The sequence below is a fragment of the Rhodanobacter sp. UC4438_H5 genome, assembly GCF_052978405.1.
Map to the genome: position 1 here is coordinate 2,577,658 of NZ_CM129672.1, position 24,297 is coordinate 2,601,954.

A 24,297-nucleotide genomic window follows, 5' to 3' on the forward strand; every position below is an offset into this window, starting at 1 on the left:
CTGGGCGGGTCGACTGACGATCGCCGTGGACGAACGGCGGCGATGGGCTGCGGAGCCGGGTCGCACAGTGCGAATCCACCCGCACCCTACTTTATAGTTGGTCCATGGCGACCACGGCTCCCGCGCTAGAACCACGAGGTCTGCACCCCCGCCTGCTGGGCTGGCGACGCGTGCGGCTCGTACTGATGACGAGCCTGGTGCTGAGCGTTCTCCTGCTGCCGAGTTGGGAGGGTCCGTGGGCCGTGCTGTTTGTCCGCATGATGTTCCTGGGCCTGTTCCAGCTGATGGTCTTCGGACTGTTCGAGCGCTGGCCCAGGCGCCTGCCGCGCTGGATGGCGCGCTGGGTGCTGCAGGTCGCAGGCGTGGCGATTGCGGTGCCGTTCGCCGTGGCGATCGCCTATTCGCTGACCACGTTTGGCGACGCAGTGCCCTGGCCGCGCAATGCAGACCGGCTGTCCGGCTTCGCGATGATCACCGGGCTGGGCCTCCTGCTGACGCCATGGATCGCCATGACGGCGTTGTACCGGCACATCAACGGCCACGCGCAGCGCCAGGCGCTGGCCTTCGAGCTGGAACGCAGCGAGTACGAGCGCAATGCCGCGCAAGCCCGTCTGCGGCTGTTGCAGGCGCAGGTCGAGCCGCATTTCCTGTTCAACACGCTGGCCAACGTGCGCGAGCTGGTCGATTCCGGCTCGCCGCAGGCCTCCGCGGTGCTCGGCAGCCTGATCGCGTACCTGCGTGCGGCGGTCCCGCGCCTGCACGAGCCGATGACCACACTTGCACAGGAAATCGAGCTGGTGCGCGCGTATCTGGAAGTGATGCACATGCGCATGCCCGACCGCCTGCAGTTCACGCTGCACGCCGATGAAGCGGCCCTGGCATCGCATCTTCCGGCGATGACGTTGCTGACTCTGGTCGAGAACGCCGTACGGCATGGCATCGACCCGAGCGAGGAAGGCGGCCGGATCGATGTGCGCGTGCGCGTGAGGGACGGGCGCTGCCGCGCTGAAGTCATCGACACCGGCGTCGGCCTGGGGCGGGCCGGCGATGGGCTGGGCACCGGACTTTCGAACCTGCGCGAGCGCCTGCAGCTGGCTTTCGGCGGCGATACGCAGTTGCGGTTGCTGCCGCTCGAACCGAAGGGCGTCTGCGCCGAACTCGAGTTTCCTGCGCGGGAGAGGCCGGCATGAGCAGTTCGCGCCCCACTGCATTGATCGCCGATGACGAGCCGCTGTTGCGCAAGCAGCTGATGCGGCTGCTTGCGCAGGCCTGGCCCGAACTGCATGTTGTCGCCCAGGCGCGCAACGGCCGCGAGGCCGTCGAGCAGTTCGAGGCGCTGCGGCCCGACATCTGCTTTCTCGATGTGCATATGCCGGCCCTGTCCGGCGTGGAGGTGGCGCGCTTCATCGATCGCCGTGCACATCTCGTCTTCGTCACCGCGTTCGACCAGTACGCTGTGCAGGGCTTCGAACAGGGTGCGCTTGACTACCTGGTGAAGCCGGTGGAACTGGCACGCCTGAGCGACACGGTGGCGCGTCTGCAGGAACGATTGCGCGCCGCGCAACCGGTACCCGACACCCGCACGCTTCTGGAGCAACTGGAAGCGCACCTTTGCAAGAAGGCGGCACTGACGCCGCTGCGCTGGATCCGCGTTTCGGTCGGGCAGGCGCTGCGCCTGGTTTCGGTCGACCAGATCGACTTCCTGCGCTCTGACGAGAAGTACACCCTGGTTGCATGGCGCGGCGACGACGGCAAGACAGCCGGGGGATTGATCCGGACGCCGCTGAAGGAACTGGTGGCGCAACTGGATGCTGCGCATTTCGTGCAGGTGCACCGTTCCGTGGTGGTGAATCTCCGCGCGATCAGCCATGTCTTGCGTGGCGAAAACGAGACCGCGGACATCCACCTGAAGGGCCGCGCGGAGGTGCTGCCCGTGAGCCGCACGTATCTGCACCTGTTCCGCCAGATGTGACCCGCGCCGATCGGCGCAATCACCCGGGGTGCGGAATCAGAGACGCGGATGGCGATCAGAGCCAACGCCCGTACCTGCGGATGTAGATGACCTTCACCAGCTGGGTCAGCACGCAGTAGCTGGCCAGGGTCAGCGCCAGCCAGGCGAAGTACATCGGTGGCAGCGGCACCATGCCGATCTTGCCGCCGAGCGTGCTGAACGGGATCAGCATGCCGAGCACGATGATCGCGAGGGTCAAGCCGAGCACCGGCGCGGAGGCCACGCTCTGCAGGAACGGGATGCGCCGAGTGCGGATCATGTGCACGATCAGGGTCTGCGAGAGCAGGCCCTCGATGAACCAGCCGGACTGGAACAGCGACTGGTGCGCCGGCGAGTTGGCGCCGAAGTAGTGCCACATCAGCCAGAACGTGGTGATGTCGAAGATCGAACTGACCGGGCCGATCCACGCCATGAAACGGCCGATGTCGCCGGCATCCCACTTGCGCGGCTTGCTCAGGTATTCCTCGTCCATGCGGTCGAACGGGATCGACAGCTGCGAGATGTCGTACAAGAGGTTCTGCACCAGGATCTGCAACGGCAGCATCGGCAGGAACGGCAGGAACGCACTGGCCACCAGCACGCTGAACACGTTGCCGAAGTTCGAGCTGGCGGTCATCTTGATGTACTTCATGATGTTGCCGAAGGTGACGCGGCCTTCGAGCACGCCCTCCTCCAGCACCATCAGGTTCTTCTCCAGCAGGATGATGTCGGCCGACTCCTTGGCGATGTCGGTGGCGGTGTCGACCGAGATGCCGACGTCGGCATCGTGCAGCGCCGGCGCGTCGTTGATGCCGTCGCCGAGGAAGCCCACCGTGTGGCCGAGCCGCTGCAGCGAGCGCACCACGCGCGCCTTCTGCAGCGGCGACATCTTGGCGAACACGGTGACGCGCGCGACCAGCGCATCGAGCGCAGCGTCATCGAGCGATTCGATGTCGCGGCCCTGCACCGATTCGCCGACGTCGAGCCCGACCTCGCGGCAGATCTTGCGGGTCACCGCCTCGTTGTCGCCGGTGATCACCTTTACCGCCACGCCGTGCTGGTGCAGCGCGCGGATCGCCGTGGCGGCGGAGTCCTTCGGCGGGTCGAGGAAGGCCAGGCAGCCGACCGCCACCAGTCCTTCCTCGTCGGCCACGCCATAGGCATGCGCCTGCGCCGGTTGTCGCCGCACGGCCACCACCAGCACGCGCAGGCCGTCCTCGTTGAGGCTGTGCGTCATCGCCTTGATCGCGCGGCGGCGTTCCCCGGTCATCGGCTCGATCACGCCGCCGGTCTGCGCCCAGGCACAGATCGACAACATCTCCTCGACCGCGCCCTTGCAGATCAGCAGGTGCTCGCCCGCACCGTCGGCCAGCACCACCGACATGCGCCGGCGCTGAAAGTCGAACGGGATCTCGTCGACCACGCGATAGCGCGTCGCCGCCGCCTCCAGGTCGCGATGCGCCAGCACCGCCTTGTCGAGCAGGTTCTTCAGGCCGGTCTGGAACCGGCTGTTGAGGTAGCCGTATTCCAGCGCCTGGTCGGAGGCTTCGCCGTCGAGGTCGAGATGGCGCTCCAGCACGATCCGGTCCAGCGTCAACGTGCCGGTCTTGTCGGTGCACAGCACGTCCATCGCACCGAAGTTCTGGATCGCGTTGAGCCGCTTGACCACCACCTTGCGCCGCGACATCGCCAGCGCGCCCTTGGACAGGTTGGCGGTGACGATCAGCGGCAGCATCTCCGGGGTCAGCCCCACCGCGATCGACAGCGCGAACAGGAACGCCTCGCCCCAGTCGTGCTTGTCCAGCCCGTTGATCACGAACACCACCGGCACCATCACCGCCATGAAGCGGATCAGCAGCCAGCTCACCGAGCGGATGCCGCGATCGAAACTGGTCTGCACGCGCGCACCGGCCATGCTGTGCGCCAGCGAGCCGAGATAGCTGCGCGCCCCGGTGGCCAGCACCACCGCGCTGGCCGTGCCGCTGACCACGTTGGTGCCCATGTAGCAGACGCTGGCCAGTTCCAGCGGGTCGTCGACGACGCCGGGCACCGTCGCCGCGGGCGCCGCCTTTTCCACCGGCACCGACTCGCCGGTGAGGATCGCCTGGCTGATGAACAGGTCCTTGGCGCCGAGCAGGCGCAGGTCCGCCGGCACCATGTCGCCGGCGGCCAGCTGCACGATGTCGCCCACCACCAGTTCGCGCACCGGCACCTCGATCTGCTCGCTGTGGCCGTCCGAGGCGCGGCGCCGCACGGTGGCGGTGTTGCGCACCATCGCCTTGAGCTGCTCGGCGGCGCGCGAGGAGCGGTACTCCTGGGTGAAACTCAGCAACACGCTGATGCCCACCATCACCGCGATGATGAGCGGCCCGGTGAGATCGTTGCCGTCGGTGGCGAGCTGCACGCCGGCGAGCACCAGCAGCACCACGATGAACGGGTTGCGGAACGCGCGCAGCAACTGCAGCGACCAGTGCGGCGGCTTCTCGCGCGAGACCTCGTTCAGGCCGTCACGCTGCAGGCGCGCGCGTATCTGTTCGGCGTCGAGCCCGCCGGGGTTGCTCTGCAACGCGTCCAGCAGCGCCTCGGGGCTGCGAAACGCATGCCCGAGCGTGGCCGCAAGGGCGGGCGGCGGCGCACCGGCGGCATCGCGGCCGCGCGTCGGGAATGGCTTGCTCATCGGGTGCGTCCGGGTAACGCGTGGCCGGGAAAGACGCGCGTGGCGTCAGCGAATGCGCAGGGCGCGGACGGACTGCCCGGGGCAGCGTCCGCAGCGGTGGATCATCGGTGCGCGCGGCCCAGCCGCCGGCGACGCGGCGAGCGCAGGAACGAGGCCGGCTCGCGTCGTCCGTTGCGCGAGGGTTCCAGGGTTTGCGGCGAAGGGCTCGCCGACCCGGCCAACGGGGCCGGCACGGTCACGCTGAAATCACGCGGCAACGCCGCCGGCTGGGACGCCACGGCACGGACGCCGGCAAACGGCCAGCGGAAGAAATCGTGAAGGAGCTTCATCGGCTCATCTCCTGGTAACGACGCCGTCGGCGTCCTCAGGAGTGGGCCGGACTTTCCCTAGTGGAAAGCACCAGCCGACCGCAGGCGGTCGCCGCAGGCGTTCAACTTGTTGTTGTGCGGCGCCGGCACCCGAAGCGAGCGGATGTCGACGTTGCGACTAGGGTAAACGTCCATATGCCTTGGTTTGTCAGGACTGGAAGCCGTGCGGCGCAGCGCGCCGCAGGGCGCGCGCATTGTCGTGCCGCAGTGCAAAACTGTCAATCGCCGGGCCGCGCGTGACCTCGGAAAATGGATAGAAAAACTGCATGCCACCGGCGTGGGAAACGAACGCCACGACGGCGCGCGCTGCCCGATCCCACTATGCTTGCCCCCGACTCCCGGCACCACTCGCGGCACCAAAGATGGTCCGCGGCCTCGATTGCGTCGGGAGCCGATGGACGCAGGGAGACATTCTTGACAGCGCAAGACAGATCCAGCCGACCCTCGCCCGAATGCGACGGGCACGACGCGCTGCTGCGCAGCGCACGCTGGCTGGAAGTGGGCGATGATGACCCACGACTGCCCCCGGCCTTCGTGATCGAGTTCTCTTCCGCGGCGTTCGCCCTGCCTGCCTTCGAGCAGCATGGCGTGCCGCTTCCGGCTGCACTGCAGAGGGCCGTGCCCAAACGGCAGGCCGAGTTTCTGGCGGGCCGGATCGCGGCCCGCCACGCGATCGAGCGCCTCGGCGTCGTTGCGTCGATTCCTGGCATCGGATCATCGAGGGAACCACGGTGGCAGGCGGGCGTGACGGGAAGCATCACGCACACGCGCGACCTCGCTGGCGCAATCGCCGTCCAGGCGTCGGCCGTGAGGGGCATCGGCATCGACTTCGAGGAGGTCATCGAGGCCGCCGCCCGCGACGCGGTGCGGGAACTCGCCTTCACGCCGGGCGAACTCGCCTTGCTGGAGAAGCAGCACGGTCACTTGTCCGACGACATGCTCCTCACGATCGCGTTCTCCGCCAAGGAGAGCCTTTTCAAGGGTGCGCACGCGGCAGCCGGCCGCTACTTCGATTTCAGCGCCGCGCGGGTTTCCGCCTTGGACGCAGATGCCGGCCGCCTGACCCTGACGCTGGCGGAAACGCTCTGCCCCGACCTGCCGGAAGGCAGCTGCCACCCCGTCTGCTTCAGGATGCTCCGCCCCGACACGGTCGCGACCAGCTTCGTCTGGTGAAGGCGGCGACACCGCGCTCGCCTTCCGTCGCCGCCGACAACTCATCCGAAAATCCCCCGCCGAAGCCCCCCACCGACGCGCGCGCAGCCCGCGCCACCGTTCAACCGATCTGCTGCAGCACCGCCCCATGCTGCAGCAGCGGGTCGACCAGCCAGTGGTCGAGCAGCAGGAAGGCGAACAAGGCCATCAGGTACACGATGGAGTACTTGAATACTTTCATCGGGTACAGCTCGTCGGGCGGGTTGAGCAGGCGGATCGCGTAGTAGAGGAAGCCCGCGTCGAGCACGATCGCACCAGCCAGGTAGAGCAACCCGCTCATGCCGGTGATCGCCGGCAGCAGGGTCACCAGCACCAGCAGGATGGTGTAGAACAGCACCTGCCAGCGGGTGTAGACCACGCCGTGGGTGACCGGCAGCATCGGCACGCCGGCGCGTGCGTAATCCTCGCGGCGGAAAATCGCCAGCGCCCAGAAGTGCGGCGGCGTCCACACGAAGATGATCAGGCACAGCTGCAGCGCGAATGCGTGCAACTCGCCGGTGACCGCGGTCCAGCCCAGCACCGGCGGGATCGCGCCGGCGAGGCCGCCGATCACGATGTTCTGCGGCGTGGCGCGCTTCAGGTAGCGGGTGTAGACCAGCGCGTAGCCGATCAATCCGCCGAAGGTCAGCAGTGCGGTCAGCGTGTTGACCAGCAGCGCCAGCACCAGCATCGAGGCGATGCCCAGCAGTACCGCGAACGCCAGCGCCTGGTGCGCGGTGAGTTTGCCGGTGGCCAGCGGGCGGCGCGCGGTACGCACCATCAGTTTGTCGATCCGCTCGTCGATCAGGTGGTTGAACGCCGCCGCCGAACCGGACGCCATCCAGATGCCCAGCGTGCCGAACACCAGGCCGCGCCACGGCGGCAGGCCGGGCACGGCGAGGAACATGCCGATCACGGCGCAGAACACCAGCAAGGCGACGACGCGCGGCTTGGTCAGCTGCAGATATTCGCGGATCAACTCCATCTCGCTCACGACTCCTCTGATATCGGCACGGCCGCCTGCGTGCGCGCCAACGTCGCCAGCAGGGCAAACAACAGCAAGGCCGCCACGCCATTGTGCGCGGTGGCCACCGGCAGCGGCAGGCCGAAATACACGTTGCTGATGCCCAGCGTCACCTGGGCCAGCAGGATCAGCGCGATCGCCAGCGCGTGCGCCCGCAAACCCCCGCGCGCCGCTTTGAACGCCAGCCATCCGAGATAGCAGAACACCACCAGTGCGCCGATCCGGTGCGCGATCTGGATCGCGCTGCGCGCGGCCATGTCCAGCACGCCGCCTTCGTAGTTGACGCCGATGCCGCGCCACAGGATGAAGCCTTCGCGGAAATCCGTCGGCGGCGCCCACTGGCCCAGGCACTGCGGGAACGAGCCCGGGCCGTAGCCGCAGGCCAGCGCCGCGTAGTTGGACGAGGTCCAGCCGCCCAGCGCGATCTGGCACGCCAGCAGCACCACGCCCGCCACCACCAGGCTGCGCAGCGCGGCCAGGCGCTGGTCCGGCGCGGCGACGCCGGCGAAACGCAGCGCCACGTACGAGAGCAGGCCGAAGGTGAGCATGCCGCCGAGCAGGTGGCTGGTGACCACCACCGGTTTCAGCAGCAAGGTGACCGTCCACATGCCGAGCATCGCCTGGAACACGATCACCGCGAACACCAGCACGCTGATCCGCCGCGCGCCGCCACCACCGAGTCGCCACGCGCCGAACAGCGGCGCGGCGATCGCCACGCCCGCCAGCACCGACGAGAACACATGCTCGCCGCGCATGTACATGGTCACGCCGATCGCCGCGCATATCGCGCCGACCACCACCATCGCGCGCACGCGCCGGTCCCGCCACGCGGCGGCCAGCGCCAGCACCAGCACCATCACGCCCAGCGTGCCGGCGAGGAAGCGATGCACCTGCTCGCGCCAAGCCTTGTGCGCCTCGTACGGACGGTCCGGGAACGCCGCGTCGGCGTGCGCCACCGCCTGCGCGTGCTGCGGCCAGGTGACCTGGCCGTAGCAGGTGGGCCAGTCCGGACAGGACAGCCCGGCGTTGGACAGCCGCACGAAGGCGCCGAACATCACCAGGCCGAAGGCGAACAGCGCCGCCAGCAGCGACAAGCCGCGCAGAAACTTCCGCTGACGCGCCGACATCACTTGATCACCTTGCGCATGTCGCGCAGCAGGCCGGCGGCATCGAAGCCGGGCGGATAGAACGACAGCGCGGTGCCGTTGGATTCCACCAGCAGCGCGCCGACGCTGTCGGGCGTGGCGGGTCGATAGCCGTCGAGCTTGCCGTCGACATCGCGGCCGGTTTGCCAGTACGTCGACATCGCCTCGCGTGCCGCCGCATCGGCAGGCGGCGTGCCCAGGTAGAGCAGGCGCAGGCGATCCTGCTTGTGATTCAGCATCACCCGCGCCTTGGCCATGGCGGTGAGCGTGGCCAGGCATTGCGTGGCGCAATCCGGGCCGGCCAGCGCCACCAGGGTCATCCGCGGCTCGCTGTCGCGCCAGGCGTAATCGCCGCCATCGGCCAGCACGACGCGCAGGTGCTCGTCGAGGAAATTGCGCTGCGGCACGATCGGCTGGCCGTTGCCCTTGGTGCCCGGCTGCCAGCCGGCAAAGGTGAGCACGCCGGCGGCGATCATGGGCGCCAGGAACACCAGTGCGATCAGCAACAGGTGGATGCGGCTCTTGCGCGTGCGGTTGGGGTCAGCGGTGTTCATCGTGGACATTCATCACAGGACATCGGTGGGGTCATCATCGCCCGCGCGGAGGGCGCTTGCGATGCAGCACCAGCAGGATCACCACCGCGGCGACGGCGAAGGCAAACCACTGGAACGCATAGGCGCGGTGTCGCGCCGGCGGCATCGAGAGGTCGAGCGTGTGCTGGCGCACGTAGATCGAGGAGGCGTCCGCATCCAGCGCCAGCACGCGCGGGTACAAGGGCCGGCCGAGGTCGGCGGCCACCTGGCCCATCGCCAGGTAGATGCTCTGCTTCGGCCAGCGGGTCTGCCGCGCCAGCGCATTGCCGCCCATCTCGAAACCGGTCGGCGGCGGCGGCACGTACAAGCCGCGCAGCTCGACCGGCGTGGCCGGCAACGGCGGCAGTTGCGGCGCCTTGCTGTTGCCGCTGCCGGGCAGGAAACCCAGGTCGACCAGCAGCAGCGGCGCGTGCCCGGCCAGTTCGAACGGCGCAAACACCTCCACGCCGCCGCGCTCGTCATGCTTGGGGTTGTCCAGCAGGTAGAGCCGGTCGGCAAGGTAACGGCCGTGCACCTGCACGCGCGGAAAGCTGCCCGCCGGCGGCGTGGCGGCCACCATGGCGAAGTCCTGCGATGGCGCGGTTTCCGCTGCGGCATAGCGCCGCAGCAGCGATTCCTTGAAGTCGGCGCGATGCAGTTGCCACACGCCCAGGCGCAGGAACAGCAAGGCGCCGGCCGCCGTCAGCAGCAACGCCCACCACGACGGACGGCGAAAGCCGTTCACGCGGTGCGGCTGCCGCGGGTGGCTATACTGCCGCTGTCGAAATCGCTCGGACCGATCACGTGGAAACCATCTACAAAGTCGCGCTGGTGGTGGTACTGCTGGTGGTGATCTTCAATCTCGGCCAGGCGCTGTTCTTCATGATGAAGGACAAGGACGACGACCGACGAACGGTGTGGGCGCTGACCCGCCGCATCGGCCTGTCGCTGGTGCTGATCGGCATGGTCGTGCTGGGCATCTGGATGGGCTGGCTGCACCCGCACGGCGTCAGCCCGTAATTGTAGCGGTTGTGCCGCCCCGGCGTTGCCGCGGCGCGCGCCACGTCGATCAGGCTTGCCCGCCGACCCGGTAATAGTCGCGATACCAGCGCACGAAATTCGCCACGCCCTCCTCCACGCCCACCCGCGGCCGGTAGCCGACCGAGGCGATCAGGTCGGAGATGTCGGCCTCGGTGTCCGGCACGTCGCCGGCCTGCAGCGGCAGCATCTCCATCTGCGCCTTGCGACCCAGGCACTGTTCGAGCACCTCGATGTAGCGCAGCAGCTCCACCGGCTGCTCGTTGCCGATGTTGTAGATGCGGTACGGCGCCACCCCGCTGCTGGCCGGGTCGGGTGCGTTGCCGTCCCAGCCGCGGTCCTTGCCGGGGATCTTGTCCAGCGTGCGCACGACGCCCTCGACGATGTCGTCGACGTAGGTGAAGCTGCGCTTGTGGTGGCCGTGGTTGAACACCTTGATCGGCTCGCCCGCCAGGATCGCGCGGGTGAACAGGAACAACGCCATGTCCGGCCGGCCCCACGGCCCGTAGACGGTGAAGAAGCGCAGCCCCGTGCACGGCAGGCCGTACAGGTGCGCGTAGCTGTGCGCCATCATCTCGTTGGCCTTTTTCGAGGCCGCGTACAGCGTCAGCGGATGCTCGGTCGACTGGTGCTCGGAGAAGGGCATCTTGGTGTCGGCGCCGTACACCGAACTGGTCGAGGCATAGACCAGGTGCTCGACGTCGTGGTGACGGCAACCCTCGATCACATGCAGGAAGCCGGTGACGTTGGTGGACACGTAGATGTGCGGGTTCTGCGCGGCGTAACGCACCCCGGCCTGCGCCGCCAGGTTGATCACCCGCTGCGGCTTGTGGCGGGCGAACACCGCCTCGATCGCCGCGCGATCGGCGAGGTCGACCGGCTCGTGACGGTAGCCCGGGTGCTCGGCGAAGCGCGCCAGCCGCGCCTTCTTCAGCTCCACGTCGTAGTAGTCGCTGAGGTTGTCGATGCCGATCACCTCGTCGCCGCGCTCAAGCAGGCGCATGGCGACGTGGGAACCGATGAAGCCGGCGGTGCCGGTGACGAGGACTTTCATGCGCGGGCGGCCTGCGGCGGGGAAACCTCCCCATGATACGCAGTCGCGGCGCGCGGCGCTGGCTACAGGCGGCCGTCCACCTCGTTGCGCGGCAGCACGTATTTCACGTCGTACAGCACGCTGGACGGCTTGCCGAAGGCGCGGATGCCGGCGCTGCCCAGCGCGGCGAACTCGCGGTGGCCGACCGCCACCACCACGGCGTCATAGGCGCCGGCGGCAGGGGCCTGGACCAGGTCCAGGCCGTACTCGTGCCGCGCCTCGGCCGCGTCGACCCAGGGGTCGTACACGTCCACCGCGGTGTTGTAGCCGCGCAACGCCTGCACGATGTCCACCACGCGGGTGTTGCGCAGGTCCGGGCAGTTCTCCTTGAACGCCAATCCCAGCACCAGGATGCGCGCATGCACCGGGTTGATGCCCTTGCGCACCATCAGCCGCACCACCTGGCCGGCGATGTACTCGCCCATGCTGTCGTTGGTGCGCCGGCCGGCCAGGATCACGTCCGGGTGATGGCCCACCTCCTGCGCCTTGTGAGTGAGGTAGTACGGATCGACGCTGATGCAGTGGCCGCCGACCAGACCCGGCCGGAACGGCAGGAAGTTCCACTTGGTGCCGGCCGCCTCGAGCACTTCCAGGGTGTCGATGCCCAGCGTGTTGAACAGCTTGGCGAGGTCGTTGACCAGCGCGATGTTGAGGTCGCGCTGGGTGTTCTCGATCACCTTGGCGGCCTCGGCCACCTTGATGCAGCTGGCCTGGTGAGTGCCGGCGGTGATGATCGAGCCGTACAGCCGGTTGACGAAGTCGGCTACCTCGGGGGTGGAGCCGGAGGTGACCTTGAGGATGCTGGTGACCCGGTGCTGCTTGTCGCCCGGGTTGATCCGCTCCGGGCTGTAGCCGGCGAAGAAGTCGCGGTTGAAGACCAGCCCCGAGACGCGCTCCAGGATCGGGATGCAGACCTCCTCGGTGCAGCCGGGGTAGACGGTGGATTCGTACACCACGATGTCGCCACGCTCCAGCACCTGACCCAGGCTTTCGCTGGCCTTGACCAGCGGGGTCAGGTCGGGGCGCTTGGCCGCGTCGATCGGGGTGGGCACGGTGACGATGTAGACGTTGCACCCGCGGATGCCCTCCAGCTCGGCGCTGAAGCGCAGGCGGGTGGCCGCCGCCAGCTCGGCCGCATCGACCTCCAGCGTGTGGTCGTGGCCGGCGCGCAGCTCGTCCACCCGTGCGGCGCGGATGTCGAATCCGACCGTGTCGTAGCGCCGGCCGAACTCCACCGCCAACGGCAGGCCGACATAGCCCAGCCCGACGATGGCGACCCTGGTGTTTTCCAGCTGCTGCATAGGTAACTGTCCCGTGATTTCCTTGATGGGGCGCGGCGCGAAGCGGGCCGACGGCCGGTCCGGCGCAGTCCGCGCGCCGTGTCCGCATATCCGGTTGTCGACGTTCCTGCCGTGATATTCTGCACATTCTGAAAGACAATCAGGAGGATTGCCATGAAATCGTTGTGCCAACTGCTCATGCTCGGCCTGTTGCTCGTGCTTGCCGGCTGTGCCACCGGTCCCGGCTCGACGCAGGCACCTTCGGTGAACCCCGAAGCCCAGGCGGTCGCCGTCTACCATATCGGTGTGGACGATCAATTGCAGGTGTCGGTGTGGCACAACCCCGACCTGAGCGTCAGCGTACCCGTGCGCCCGGACGGCATGATCACGGTGCCGCTGATCGGCGACGTGCAGGCCGGCGGCCGCACGCCCGAACAGGTCGCCGCGGAGATCAAGGAAAAGCTCCAGGCCTACGTGCGCGACCCGCAGGTGGCGGTGATCCTCACCTCGCTGCGCAGCCATGAATACCTTTCGCGCGTGCGCGTGACCGGCGCGGTGCGCACGCCGGTGTCGATCCCCTACCGCCAGGGCATGACCGTGCTCGACGCGGTGCTCGCCGCCGGCGGCACCACCGAATTCGCCGCGCCCGACCGCACCGAGCTGTACCGCAAATCGGGCGACGCCACGCAGTCGTACGCGATCCGGCTGGACAGCATCCTGCAGAAGGGCAACCTGACGACCAACTACCCGGTGCAGCCGGGTGACGTCATCACCGTGCCGCAGCGGGCGTTCTGAGCTGCCGGCACAGGCACGCGAGTCGACCCGTCCATGAACGAAGAACCCAATCCCCTGCTGGCACTGCTCCCGGTGCTGTGGACCGAGGCCAAGCGACGACGCGTGTCGCTGGCGGTCATCTTTGCCTCGATCGCGATGCTGGCGCTGATCGCCGGCATCAACTGGCCACAGCGCTACGACGCCTCGGTCACCATCCTGGCGCAGAAGAGCAGCATCATCACGCCGCTGATGGAAGGCGCCGCCGCCGCCACCGGCAACACCAACCGCGCCGGCATCGCCAAGGCGGTGATCTTCAGCCGCAAGGTCATGGACCAGGTGCTGGTGGCCGGCGGCTGGATGGCGCACAAACCCTCCCCGGTCGACCAGGACAAGCTGATCCAGGAGATCAAGGCGCGCACCCTGGTCACGATCTCGCGCGACAACCTCATCACCATCAGCTACCACGACAGCGACGCGCGGCGCGCCTTCGACGTGACGCGCACGTTCGGCCAGCTGTTCATCAGCGAAAGCGTGGCCTCGAAGATGAAGGAGAGCCGCGACGCCTTCGACTTCATCGACAGCCAGGTCGAGGCCTACCGCAAGAAGCTGACCGACGCGGAGAACAAGCTCAAGGACTACCGCAACGCCAACGCCGACGCGCGCCCGGGCAGCGAGGCCGACACCAACGCCAGCATCAGCCAGTTGCGCAACCAGATCGAGACGGCGCAGATGGACCTGATGGAGAAGCGCTCGCAGGCCGGCTCGCTGGAGCGCCAGCTCTCCGGCGAGTCGGAGGTCAACGCGGTGCAGACCTCCAACGGCATCTACGAAAGCCAGCTCGCCGAACTGCAGTCGAAACTGGACAAGCTGCGCCTGACCTACACCGACGAATATCCCGACGTGGTGCGTACCCGCCACCAGATCGAGGACCTGCGCCGCCTGCTGGCCAGCGCCGACCAGCAATCGGCCAAGGCGCCGCGCGCGATCGGCGACACCGGCACCAACGGCAGCGCCGTGCAGTTCAACCCGCTCTACCAGCAGATGCGCAGCCAGCTCGCCACCTTGCGCTCGGACATCGCCGCCACCACCGCGCGGCTGGGCGCGGCGCAGGCGCGGCTCGACTCCGAGCTTGACCGCAGCAAGCGCATCGCCAACTCCGAGGCGGTCACCGCCGAGCTGACCCGCGACTACACGGTCAACCGGGACGTCTACCAGGACCTGCTCAAGCGCCGCGAAAGCGCGCGGGTGTCGATGAACCTCGACTCCGACCAGGATGGCGCCTCGTTCGTGGTGCAGAACCCCGCGGTGATGCCGCTGGTGCCCTCGGGACTGCGCTTCATGCACTTCGGCATCGCCGGCATCCTCGCCGGCCTGGCGGTCCCGTTCGGCGTGCTGTTCGGCTTCGCCCGCTTCGATCCGCGCGTGCGCTCGGCGGAGCAACTGGAACAGGCGACCGGCCTGCCGGTACTGGCGACCGTTCCATTTTACCCGACACCGGGCGACCATCAGCGCGAGCGGCGGCGCAACCTGGCGCTGGTGGCGATCGTGCTGTGCGTGGTGCTGGCCTATGCGCTGCTGTTCTGGTTGAAGCTGAAGGGACTGGCATGAACGCTCGGGACGATGACAAGTCGGTAATCAACCTGCTCTCGCGCGAGCCCGAGGCCCGCGAACGGGCCGCGGCCGCCGGCGACGAGGCCAAGGCTGCACCGGGCCATTCGATCGCGCTGATGTCGGAAACCGGTGCACTGGTGCCGCGGCAGCTGGAGGAGCGCCGGCTGATCCACCGCGACGAGTCGGTGCGAACGCAGTCCGATGCCTTCCGCGAGATCCGCACGCGCTTGCTGTGGCTCGGCGGCGAGCGCAACTTCGTGACCATGGTGGTGCCGGTCAGCCCCAAGTCGGGCGGCAGCTTCGTGGCGCGCAACCTGGCCCTCGCGTTCGCCTTCGACGAAGCAAAGACCAGCCTGCTGATCGACTGCAACCTGCGCTACCCGACCCAGCACGAGGCGCTGGGGGTGGCGCGCGGCAGCGAGGGCCTGATCAACTTCCTCGAACAGCCGTCGATCGGCATCAAGTCGATCATCTACCCGACCGGCATCCCGCGCCTGCGCCTGATCCCGGCCGGTTCCACGCGCGAGAACAGCGGCGAGTATTTCTCCTCGTTCCGCATGCGCGCGGTGGTCGATTCGCTGCGTTGCCGCTACCCGGACCGCTACCTGTTCCTGGACGGGCCGGCGATCAAGGGCTCGCCCGACGCGCGCATCCTCTCCGAGCTGGCCGACCAGGTGGTGGTGGTGGCCGGCTACGGCCGCGACACGCCGGCGGCGATCAGCCAGGCGGTGGCCAGTTTCGATGCGAACAAGGTGGCCGGAGTGGTGTTCAACCACGCACCGTGAGGCCGTCCGGCGGGGCGTTGCGACACTCCGCCCCACCGCACGGTTCCGCGCGGATCTGCCAGACTCGCAGCGCCAGGGGCAAGCCATCGGATGCGGTTTCCGCAGGTTCAGGGCTCGACGATCATGGACAAGACAAGGGGGCACGCACACATGTCGACATATCGCACCCGCAATTGCGTACTGGGGTCGATGCTGGTCATTGCCTCGACCGGCGCATCGGCGGCGCAGTTCGACTACGGCTGGCGCGTCGGCGTGGGCCACAGCGACAACATCGGCCTGACCGAAACCGACCCGATCAGCCAGAACATGCTGATCCCGGGCTTCGACTTCAGCTATCAGCAGGAAGGCTCCACCTTCCAGGCCGACGTGGTCGGCAACCTGGAGTACCGCGACTACCTGGCGCACGCCTTCGATAACCAGACGCTGGCCCAGCTCGCCGGCCAGGCGAACTGGACGGTGCTGCCCGAGCGACTGGATTTCACCGTGCGCGACGTGGCCAGCGTGCAGCCGCTGTCGACCTTCTCCAGCAATGCGCCAGACAACCAGCAGCAGACCAACGTGCTGACGCTGGGCCCGACCCTGCGTTTCCGGCTCAACCCGACCGTGCGCGGCCAGGCCGAACTGCGCTACATCGACAGCCGCGCGTCCAAGACCAACGAGTTCGATTCCTCGCGCGGCCTGCTGGCCTTGCGCCTGTTCAAGGATCTCAGCCCCACCGCATCGCTGTCGGCCAACGCGGAAACCGAGCGGGTGACCTTCGACCACGCCGACGCCGGTCCGGCCTACAACCGCACCCAGCTGTTCGTCAGCTCGGTCAGCCGCCTCAGCCAGCTCGACGTCAATGCCTCGGTGGGCTGGTCACGGCTCTCGTTCGACCAGGCGCAGTCGATCAACACGCCGCTGGCGCGGCTGAGCGTGGCCTGGCGCATGACCCCCAACAGCACCCTGCTGCTGCGCGGTGCGCGCCAGTACGGCGACGCGGCGGAAGACCTGATCAACCAGCTCGACCAGAACCCCGGCGAATCGGCGCCGGCACCGTCGAACATCAACACCGGTGCCACCGTGATCAGCTCGCAGGTCTATACCGAGCGGCGCTACGAGGTGGTCTACACCTACGTCGGCACGCGCTGGAACCTGCGCATCGCGCCGCTGTACCGCAACTTCGATTACGTCAACGACCCCACCGACAGCCAGCGCGGCCGCGGCGGCACCCTCGGCCTCGACTACCGACTGCACCCGCGCACCACGCTGTCGCTGTTCGGCAACACCGAGTCGATGGAATACAACACGATGGCGCGCACCGACCGCACCACCAACTTCGGCCTGATCCTTGCCACCCAGCGCACCGAGCACTGGAGCTGGAACGCGTCGTTCACCCGTCGCGTGCGTCACAGCGACACCGTCGGCGCCAGCTACCATGCCAACGAGATCTATCTCGGCGTGGCCTACCGGAGGTGACGGATGCGCGTCGAACCGGCACAACCGTGCCAATTCGGTAGCGGGGAGAGTCTGTTCGGTCTCTATCATCCGGTCGCCGGGCCGGCGCGCACGGCCATGCTGCTGTGCCCGCCGCTGGGCCAGGACATGATTCGCAGCCATCGCGTGTACCGCCAGCTCGCCGATGCACTGGCGCTGCAAGGCGTCGCCGCGCTGCGCTTCGACTATTTCGGCACCGGCGACTCGGCCGGCCCCAGCGATACCTGCGACTGGACCCGCTGCGTGGCCGACACGGTTGCCGCGGCGGCTGAACTGCGTGCACGCTCCGGCTGCAGCCGGGTGATCGGCTTCGGCGCACGACTGGGCGGCGCCATCGCGCTGGAAGCGGCCGCGGCCGGCCGCCTGGCGGAACTCCTGCTGTGGGACCCGCTGCTGGACGGCCACGAATCCGTGACCCGGCTGGACGCGGCGCAGGAGGCCCTGCGCGCGGACCCGATGCGCTTCCCCGCGCCGCGCGGCCGCGAGGACGCGGCCGATCAATGGCTGGGCTTTCCGGTCGGCGCCGACCTGCGCCGGCAGCTCGACGGCTGGCGCGCGACGCCGGCGACGATTCCCGTGCGCGTGTTCGCATCGCAGCCCGCCGCCACGCATGCGGACTGGCCCGCGCAGCTCGGCGCCGGCAGCGCGGTCGTCGCGCTGTCGTCCACGGCCAGTTGGGATGTGCTGGATCGGCTGGAGCACGCCATCCTCGCCCCCGACCTGATCCGCGCCGTCGGCGACCACCTGCGAGCGGCGGCATGAGCACGGAACGCGCCTTCCGCTTCGGCCGCGCGCAGCACCTGGTCGGCGTGGCCGGGCTGCCCGATGCGGCGACACCTGCCGCGCCGGTCGGCGTGATCGTGCTGAATGCCGGCATGGTGCATCGGGTCGGGCCGTTCCGGCTGCACGTGGAACTCACCCGGCGGCTGAACGCCGACGGCTATCCCACCCTGCGCTTCGACCTTTCCTCGCTCGGCGACAGCAGCGCCGCCGACGAAGCGGGCTCGCAAGCGCAGCAGGTGAAGGCGGACGTCGCCGACGCGATGAGCCTGCTCGCCAGTCACGCCGGCTGCAGCCGCTTCGTGCTGCTCGGCCTGTGTTCCGGCGCGCAGAACGCGCACGGCGTGGCGCTCGACGAGCCGCGCGTGGCCGGCGCCGTCTTCCTCGATGGCTACGCCTACCGCACGCTGGGCTTTCGCCTGCGCCACTACCTGCCGCGGCTGTGGAGCGGCTCGCGCTGGCAACGCTTCATCAGCCGCAGCCTGCAGGCGCGCGCCAGCCAGGGCGACGACGTCTTCGCGGTACGTTTCCCGCCGCGCGAACAGGTGCAACGGGAACTGGCCACCATGCTCGACCGCGGTCTCAGGCTGCACTTCATCTACAGCGGGGGGGTGACCCGCTACTTCAACCATCCGCGCCAGTTCCGCGAGTGCTTCGGGCGCCTGGCCGACCGCCCGCAGATCAGCGCGCGCCTGTTCGCCGGCAGCGACCACACCTACGCCCTGCAGGTGGATCGCCGCCGCCTTCTGGACGACATCGCGACGTGGTTGCGGGACAATTTTCCGATTTCCGGCGGGAGCAATCCATGAGCACGATCCTGGTCACCGGCGGCGCCGGCTACATCGGCAGCCACGTGGTGCAGCAGCTGAGCGAACGCGGCGAGCGGGTGGTGGTGCTGGACAACCTGGTCAGCGGCTTCGCCGATGCCGTGCGCGGCGCCGAGCTGGTGGTGGGCAACGTGGGAGACCAGACGCTGGTGTCGCGGCTGCTGGCCGAGCACAAGGTGGACGCGGTGATGCACTTCGCCGCCCACACCGTGGTGCCCGAATCGGTGCGTGATCCGCTGAAGTACTACGGCAACAACACCTGCAACACGCGCAACCTGCTCGCCTGCTGCGTCGAGGCCGGCGTGGACCGCTTCATTTTTTCCTCGACCGCGGCGGTGTACGGCACGCCGGCCGGCGGCGTGGCCGACGAGGACACCCCGCTGCAGCCGATCAACCCGTACGGCAGCTCCAAGCTGATGTCCGAGATGATGCTGCGCGACCTCGGCACCGCCGGCGCGATGCGTTACGTGATCCTGCGCTATTTCAACGTCGCCGGCTGCGACCCGCTCGGCCGCATCGGGCAATCCACGCCCAACGCCACCCTGCTGCTCAAGGTGGCCTGCGAGCATGCTGTGGGCAAGCGCCCCGGCCTGGCCATCTTCGGCACCGACTACGACACGCCCGACGGCACCGGCATCCGCGACTACATCCATGTCGAGGACCTGGCCGCGGCGCACCTGCGCGCGCTCGACCACCTGCGCACGGGCGGCGAGTCGCTGACGCTGAACTGCGGCTACGGCCACGGCTACAGCGTGCGAGAGGTGATCGAGACGGTGCGCCGGGTCAGCGGCGCGACCCTGCAGGTGACCGAGCAGCCGCGCCGCGCGGGCGATCCGCCGATGCTGATCGCCCGCGCCGACCGCCTGCGCCAGCGCCTGGGCTGGGCGCCGCGCCACGACGACCTGGAGTTCATCGTGCGCACCGCGCTCGCGTGGGAACGCCAGCTGGCGGCACGGGACGCGGCCCGGTGACACGCGCAGCGCGCGGCTTCGTCCGGCGGCTGGGCGCACTGTTCGCCGGCCTCGGCCTGCTGCTCGCGACCGCGCACGCGCAAGGCGCCAGCGCGCCGCCACCGATCGCCAGGCTGGCGCCGACCGGCATCGGCGCGCAGTGGCAGACGATCACCCTGCATCGCCACGGCGCCGTCGGCGATCGGGTGGCGGTGACTGTCGGCATCCCGTTCCCGCCCGGCATGCTGGACGACGCGCGACGGGTGCGCATCGAGGACGCGCGCGGCCAGCCCGTGCCGGCGCATGTCGAGGCCACGTTGCGCTGGCATTTCGACGGCGGCGGCATCCGCGCCGTGCGCGCGCAGTTCCACGCCACGCTGGCCGGCGACAGCGCGCAGCTGCGTTTCGCCCTCGCGCCGGTCGGCGCCACCGCGACCGCCGCGCCGGGCTGGGCCTACGCCGACGAGCTGGTGGACGGTGCCGACGGCGTGCGCGTGCCGGGCGTATTGGCCACGCTCAGCCCGCAATGGATGACCGCTTCTCTGATCGCCGGCCCGCAAGTGCCGGCGGTACCCCCCGGCGCCTACGACCGCTACTTCGAAACCCAGTTCGCCTGGGCGCGCAAACTTCCGCGCAGCGACGGCTCGGCGTGGCTGTTCGATCGCCCCACCGCGCTGTTCCAGCAGTACGTGCGCACCGGCCGCGTCGATTACCTCGCCGCCGCGGTCCAGAGCTACCACTTCTACATGGCGCACATCCGCCGCTTCGGCGCACCGGGCTGGCCGCTGTGCGGCGGCGGTTTCAAGCTGGGCGAGGTGAACCCCTGCGACCCGAAGTACGTCTACATCCAGCCGACCCTGCTCGCGCTCGGCCTCACCGGCGACGACAGCCAGGACGACACGGCACTGGTCGAACGCATGGTGGGAGCGTGGGATACCGGCGGCTGGACCATTCCCGCCGGCCCCTACACCGGGCTCACCCAGAAGTTCTTCACCGAACGGCAGGCCGGGTTGGGCCTGCTGCAGATCGTCAGCGCGTGGGAACTCACCGGCAAGCGCGAATACCTGCAAGACATCGGCGATCGCGTGGGCTGGCTGTACCAGCACCAGCAGCACAATCCCGACGGCCTGGGCAATGACGGCTCCTGGCGCAGCAGCTGGGACATGCACGAAGGCAACCCGTACGACGCGGCCACCGACGTGCCGGGCAGCTCGCCGTGGATGACGCAGAACATCATCGACGGCCTGTGGCATGCCTGGCTGGCCACCGGGGACGCGCGCATCCCGCCGATGATCACCGCGTTCGGCCGCTACCTCGAGCGCTACGGCTGGATCGACGCCAAAACCGTGGCCACGGTCGGCAAGGACTGGCGCGACCCGTGCAGCGGACCTAGCGGCCAGATCAGCTGGTACTGGTCGTCGGCCCACGTCGACCGGGCCAGGCTGGTCGCCATCGAGAACTCCGACGGCTGGTACAGCGATTCGCACAACGTGGAGCTGACCCTGCCGGTGGCCGCCGCCCGCTATTTCAGCACCGACCCGCAGCTGCAGCATGCGCTGGACCGGCGCATGCATGCGCTGGCGTCGTCGTACGCCGTCGCCTGCGCGCGCAACGCCAGCACCGCGCGACGCTTCAACTGGAACCACCGCGGCACCGGCGTGGTGCAGTGGCTGATGCGCCAGGACGCGGGCAGCGGCGCCGCCCCGGCGCGCCCCTGACGCGCGTCGGTCAGGGCGATCGGCGCGGTCGCCTGCGCTTGGCGAAGGCGTGCCACACGTAGCGCAGCATGCACAGCGAGGCGCGCAGCAAGCCGAGCTTCTCGACCTGGCGATAGATCGTCCACTGCCAGCGCGCCGCGCGCAGCTTGTTGGCCGACAGCGACGACTCGCGCACCAGATACCAGGCCAGCGGTTCGGCGCTGTCCGCGCGCACCGCCGCGCCGGCGCGGCGAACCTGCTCCAGCCAGAACGCATAGTCCTCGTGGCCGATCCGACGAAACGGCACGTCGCCCAGCTCGCGCGCGTACAGGCCGGTGAGGTTGCCGATGAAATTGCTGGCCAGCATGTCGCGATGCTCCAGCCGCGCGGGCGGGTCCACCCGGCTGAGCACCCGGCCGTCTTCCGCCACCCGCCAGTACGCCGCGTAGCTGATGCGCTCGCCACTGGCGCGCAGGCTGGCCAGTTGCCGCTCCAGCTTGGCCGGGTGCCACCAGTCGTCGGCGTCCAGGAAGGCGACATAGTTGCCGCGGGCGACAGCCAGCGCGGCGTTGCGTGCAGCGGCCACGCCGCCGTTCGCCGGCTGGCGCTGCACGCGCACGCGCGCGTCGGCCTGCGCAAAGCCCTGCAGGATCGCCAGCGAATCGTCGTGCGAACCATCGTCCACCGCGATCAGCTCCAGGTTGCGATGGCTCTGCGCCAGCACCGACTCCACCGCCCGCGGCAACCACGCCGCGGCGTTGTACACCGGCATCACCACGCTGACCAGATCGCCGCCCAGCGCGGGCGTCGGGACAGCGGTCGTCGTCGGCGCGGCCGTCACGCGAACAGCTGCGGCAAGGTCACGAGGGAGCGGAACCAGTCGGTGTCCAGCTCCGTCTCCACCGCCACGCGAGGGATGTCGTAGGCGTCCCAGCGATCGTAGCGGGCGTGCCCGCCGTAGTAGCTGAAGGCATGCTCCACGCCCGCTTCGCGCAGGCAGTCGCGGGTGATCTGGTCGAACGCGCCCCGGTTGCCGACCGGATAGCTGAAGCAGCGCATCGGCGCACCCAGTTCCTCGGCGAGCCGGCGCGCGCAACCCTGGATCTCGTCGCGCTGACCCTGCGCCGACATGCGCGACAACACCGGGTGATGCACCGTGTGCCCGCCGATGGTCATGCCCGCTGCCTGCATATCGCGCAGCATGTCCCAGTCCATCCACAGCGCATCGCCGGCGCGGGTATCGGCACGGCCGGTGCCTGCGGCGTCCGCCACGGCATCGAGATACGCGACCGTGTCCTGCGCCGGCATCTCCTTGTACCTGCGCAGCAGCCGACGCACCGCCGCTTCCCGTTCCGGCTCGTCGAAGTGGATCGGCGCATCGAACCACGCCGGCAACTGCAGCGCTTCGCGCCGGCTGGTGCGCGCCATCCAGGCGATCTCGTCCCACCACGGCAGGCTGGGCGCGTCGATGAAACCGGTAGCGACGAAGAAGGTGGCGGTCACGCCTTCGCCACGCAGGATCGGCAACGCCGTCTCGTAGTTGTCGCGGTAGCCGTCGTCGAACGTGATCATGGCGTAGCGGCCGCGCCGGGCGGCGAGTACCCGCGGCAGGTCGGCCGGGCCGATGATCTCCAGCTGTGCCTTGCAGAAACGGACCTGCTCGGCAAACGCCTCCGCGCTGGCGCTCCAAAGGCCGCGATCGAACGGCGTACCCAGCGCATCACCGATGCGATGGTAGTTGAGCGCGAGCACGCCGGACCAGCGCACGGTCCGGTGCAGCAACCGGCGCAAACCGCTGCGGCAGAGCAGGTGTGACGCGATGGCCTTTTTCATTGGAGCACCCCGCGCTCAGCCCGGCGAAACCAGCTTGATGAAGCGGCGGATTGCGCGTACGCACAGCTGACGCAGGCGGTCGAGCAGTGCGCGCGCCGTATGCCTGCGGCACGTCGCGCAAAACAGCTGGCGTTGTTCAGTGGCCAGCGATTTCTTGTACGTGCTGACGCCCCGCAGGAAATCGTAGTGGGAGATGCCGCCCTGTGCCAGCTGCCGCATCAGCAGCAGGTTCGCCGCGGTACCCGAGCTGCGGACCACACCGGGATCCAGCGGCGCCACGCCAAACTGGTACAGGTCGAACTTGCGCCCGGTCACGAAACCGTAGAGCACGGCAAAGATCCTTCCCTGGTGCGAGAACCGCGCCAGCACCACACGCCCGCTTGCCGTCCACCGCCTCACCAGGCCGCGATGGAACTCGGTGAAACGTGGCGCCGAGAAGCAACCCGGTTCACCGGCCGCCACCCAGCGCTCCTGGTGGACGCGCACGAGATCGTCGAAATGACGGTCGGCCGTGGCGGCATCGGCCAGCTCCGCCACGATGCCGGCACGCTCGGCGTCGCGCAGGTACTGGCGGGCGTGCTTGCGTGTCTTGGGCGACAGGCTGCCCAGGTAAGCCTCGAAGCCGTCGCCAAGCCAGGCGATCGGGCAGGCCCCGCGCGACGACAGTTGCAGGCGGGCGTGGCGAGGGAAGTCGCTGCGCCAGCGCAACAGGGCCGCATGTTCGGAGAGATCGAGCAGCTCCAGGGTATCCCAGGCCATGGCGTCGATCGCCCGCCACGCGGCTTGCGCACAGGCCCGGTCCTCGCCGGGCAGGTGCAGCAGGTCCAGATAGTCGGCGCAGACCTCCTCGAACTCCTCTTCCCCGGTGGAGAGGAAGCGCAGGCAGCGCACCCCGAGCCAGCCGCCGCGACCCACGTCGAGGTACAGCGGCAGCGCGCCGACCAGGCGCGACCCACGCCACAACGTGATGATGCGCAGACCGCCCTGGCCATATACGGGGCCGTAAACGTCCCACCAATGGCGCAACCAGGCAAAGTCCAGCGGGGTCGAGGCCGTGGGGCTGGCCTGGTGCAGTGCATCCCAGGCCGCGCGGATCGCGTCCCAGGCGGCGACGTCCCCGATGATGCGCAGCGTCGGTGCCGGGCCGTGCGAATCGTCAGTCACCGCGGGCTCCGGTGTACCCGGC

The 24,297-nt window shown here is 68.9% G+C and carries 23 protein-coding genes; 12 read left to right on the forward strand and 11 right to left on the reverse strand.

The window, feature by feature from the left end:
- The first annotated feature begins 185 nt into the window (after positions 1-185).
- Together ACVCL9_RS12020 and ACVCL9_RS12025 are read left to right on the forward strand one after the other, a co-directional pair.
- The gene (locus tag ACVCL9_RS12020; protein WP_447099574.1) at positions 186-1,190 is read left to right on the forward strand and encodes a sensor histidine kinase; all 1,005 of its coding nucleotides are present in this window, start codon (positions 186-188) and stop codon (positions 1,188-1,190) included.
- Positions 1,187-1,972, forward strand: a complete 786-nt coding sequence (locus ACVCL9_RS12025; RefSeq protein WP_395120342.1) for a LytR/AlgR family response regulator transcription factor — start codon at positions 1,187-1,189, stop codon at positions 1,970-1,972. Before ACVCL9_RS12020 ends, ACVCL9_RS12025 begins: the two co-directional genes overlap by 4 nt.
- 55 nt (positions 1,973-2,027) lie before the next feature.
- Here ACVCL9_RS12025 and mgtA read toward each other — a convergent pair whose 3' ends face one another.
- Positions 2,028-4,667 (reverse strand): magnesium-translocating P-type ATPase, encoded by a 2,640-nt coding sequence (mgtA, locus tag ACVCL9_RS12030; protein ID WP_447097955.1) that lies wholly within the window; start codon positions 4,665-4,667, stop codon positions 2,028-2,030.
- A 101-nt stretch (positions 4,668-4,768) separates the two neighbouring features.
- Positions 4,769-4,996 carry a hypothetical protein gene (locus tag ACVCL9_RS12035; RefSeq protein WP_395120344.1) on the reverse strand — a complete coding sequence of 76 codons (228 nt, stop codon included), beginning with the start codon at positions 4,994-4,996 and terminating at the stop codon, positions 4,769-4,771.
- 453 nt (positions 4,997-5,449) lie between these two features.
- Here ACVCL9_RS12035 and ACVCL9_RS12040 point away from each other — a divergent pair, with 453 nt between their 5' ends.
- The gene (locus ACVCL9_RS12040; protein ID WP_447097954.1) at positions 5,450-6,208 is read left to right on the forward strand and encodes a 4'-phosphopantetheinyl transferase family protein; all 759 of its coding nucleotides are present in this window, start codon (positions 5,450-5,452) and stop codon (positions 6,206-6,208) included.
- Between the two features lie 100 nt (positions 6,209-6,308).
- Here ACVCL9_RS12040 and cyoE read toward each other — a convergent pair whose 3' ends face one another.
- The 4 genes from cyoE to ACVCL9_RS12060 are packed head-to-tail and all read right to left on the reverse strand — an operon-like array spanning position 6,309 to position 9,712.
- On the reverse strand, positions 6,309-7,211 hold the full coding sequence (cyoE, locus tag ACVCL9_RS12045; protein ID WP_447097953.1) for a heme o synthase: 903 nt from the start codon (positions 7,209-7,211) through the stop codon (positions 6,309-6,311).
- A 5-nt stretch (positions 7,212-7,216) separates the two neighbouring features.
- Complete coding sequence (locus ACVCL9_RS12050; protein ID WP_447097952.1) at positions 7,217-8,377, reverse strand: COX15/CtaA family protein; 1,161 nt, start codon at positions 8,375-8,377, stop codon at positions 7,217-7,219.
- Positions 8,377-8,949, reverse strand: a complete 573-nt coding sequence (locus ACVCL9_RS12055) for a hypothetical protein (protein WP_447097951.1) — start codon at positions 8,947-8,949, stop codon at positions 8,377-8,379. The genes ACVCL9_RS12050 and ACVCL9_RS12055 overlap by 1 nt, the downstream gene beginning before the upstream one ends.
- A 34-nt stretch (positions 8,950-8,983) precedes the next feature.
- Positions 8,984-9,712 (reverse strand): SURF1 family protein, encoded by a 729-nt coding sequence (locus tag ACVCL9_RS12060; protein WP_447097950.1) that lies wholly within the window; start codon positions 9,710-9,712, stop codon positions 8,984-8,986.
- 59 nt (positions 9,713-9,771) lie between these two features.
- Here ACVCL9_RS12060 and ACVCL9_RS12065 point away from each other — a divergent pair, with 59 nt between their 5' ends.
- Entirely contained in the window at positions 9,772-9,987 is a 216-nt protein-coding gene (locus tag ACVCL9_RS12065) for a twin transmembrane helix small protein (protein WP_395120350.1), read from the forward strand.
- Between the two features lie 49 nt (positions 9,988-10,036).
- Here ACVCL9_RS12065 and ACVCL9_RS12070 read toward each other — a convergent pair whose 3' ends face one another.
- Complete coding sequence (locus ACVCL9_RS12070; protein ID WP_447097949.1) at positions 10,037-11,059, reverse strand: NAD-dependent epimerase; 1,023 nt, start codon at positions 11,057-11,059, stop codon at positions 10,037-10,039.
- 62 nt (positions 11,060-11,121) lie between these two features.
- Positions 11,122-12,399: a Vi polysaccharide biosynthesis UDP-N-acetylglucosamine C-6 dehydrogenase TviB gene (gene tviB, locus ACVCL9_RS12075; protein WP_447097948.1), complete on the reverse strand. Its 1,278-nt coding sequence runs from the start codon at positions 12,397-12,399 to the stop codon at positions 11,122-11,124.
- Positions 12,400-12,552: 153 nt separating this feature from the next.
- Between tviB and ACVCL9_RS12080 the strand changes: the two genes are divergently transcribed.
- The 8 genes from ACVCL9_RS12080 to ACVCL9_RS12115 all read left to right on the forward strand — a co-directional run bounded on the left by ACVCL9_RS12080 (position 12,553) and on the right by ACVCL9_RS12115 (position 21,299).
- On the forward strand, positions 12,553-13,173 hold the full coding sequence (locus ACVCL9_RS12080) for an XrtA/PEP-CTERM system exopolysaccharide export protein (RefSeq protein WP_395120353.1): 621 nt from the start codon (positions 12,553-12,555) through the stop codon (positions 13,171-13,173).
- Between the two features lie 33 nt (positions 13,174-13,206).
- Positions 13,207-14,760: an XrtA system polysaccharide chain length determinant gene (locus ACVCL9_RS12085; RefSeq protein ID WP_395120354.1), complete on the forward strand. Its 1,554-nt coding sequence runs from the start codon at positions 13,207-13,209 to the stop codon at positions 14,758-14,760.
- The gene (locus tag ACVCL9_RS12090; protein WP_447097947.1) at positions 14,757-15,548 is read left to right on the forward strand and encodes a polysaccharide biosynthesis protein; all 792 of its coding nucleotides are present in this window, start codon (positions 14,757-14,759) and stop codon (positions 15,546-15,548) included. Before ACVCL9_RS12085 ends, ACVCL9_RS12090 begins: the two co-directional genes overlap by 4 nt.
- A gap of 150 nt (positions 15,549-15,698) precedes the next feature.
- The gene (locus tag ACVCL9_RS12095) at positions 15,699-17,006 is read left to right on the forward strand and encodes a hypothetical protein (RefSeq protein WP_447097946.1); all 1,308 of its coding nucleotides are present in this window, start codon (positions 15,699-15,701) and stop codon (positions 17,004-17,006) included.
- 3 nt (positions 17,007-17,009) lie between these two features.
- A complete protein-coding gene (locus ACVCL9_RS12100; RefSeq protein ID WP_447097945.1) occupies positions 17,010-17,786 on the forward strand; it encodes a serine aminopeptidase domain-containing protein in 777 nt (258 codons plus the stop codon).
- A complete protein-coding gene (locus tag ACVCL9_RS12105; protein WP_447097944.1) occupies positions 17,783-18,613 on the forward strand; it encodes an alpha/beta fold hydrolase in 831 nt (276 codons plus the stop codon). Before ACVCL9_RS12100 ends, ACVCL9_RS12105 begins: the two co-directional genes overlap by 4 nt.
- Positions 18,610-19,602, forward strand: a complete 993-nt coding sequence (gene galE / locus ACVCL9_RS12110; protein ID WP_447097943.1) for a UDP-glucose 4-epimerase GalE — start codon at positions 18,610-18,612, stop codon at positions 19,600-19,602. Before ACVCL9_RS12105 ends, galE begins: the two co-directional genes overlap by 4 nt.
- A complete protein-coding gene (locus ACVCL9_RS12115; protein ID WP_447097942.1) occupies positions 19,599-21,299 on the forward strand; it encodes a hypothetical protein in 1,701 nt (566 codons plus the stop codon). The genes galE and ACVCL9_RS12115 overlap by 4 nt, the downstream gene beginning before the upstream one ends.
- A gap of 10 nt (positions 21,300-21,309) precedes the next feature.
- Here ACVCL9_RS12115 and ACVCL9_RS12120 read toward each other — a convergent pair whose 3' ends face one another.
- Genes ACVCL9_RS12120 through ACVCL9_RS12130 form a run of 3 tightly spaced genes read right to left on the reverse strand, consistent with a single transcriptional unit; the run spans position 21,310 to position 24,275 of the window.
- On the reverse strand, positions 21,310-22,119 hold the full coding sequence (locus ACVCL9_RS12120) for a glycosyltransferase family 2 protein (RefSeq protein WP_447097941.1): 810 nt from the start codon (positions 22,117-22,119) through the stop codon (positions 21,310-21,312).
- Positions 22,116-23,111: a polysaccharide deacetylase family protein gene (locus tag ACVCL9_RS12125; protein ID WP_447097940.1), complete on the reverse strand. Its 996-nt coding sequence runs from the start codon at positions 23,109-23,111 to the stop codon at positions 22,116-22,118. Before ACVCL9_RS12125 ends, ACVCL9_RS12120 begins: the two co-directional genes overlap by 4 nt.
- A 15-nt stretch (positions 23,112-23,126) precedes the next feature.
- Complete coding sequence (locus tag ACVCL9_RS12130; protein ID WP_447099576.1) at positions 23,127-24,275, reverse strand: GNAT family N-acetyltransferase; 1,149 nt, start codon at positions 24,273-24,275, stop codon at positions 23,127-23,129.
- Positions 24,276-24,297: the final 22 nt, after the last annotated feature.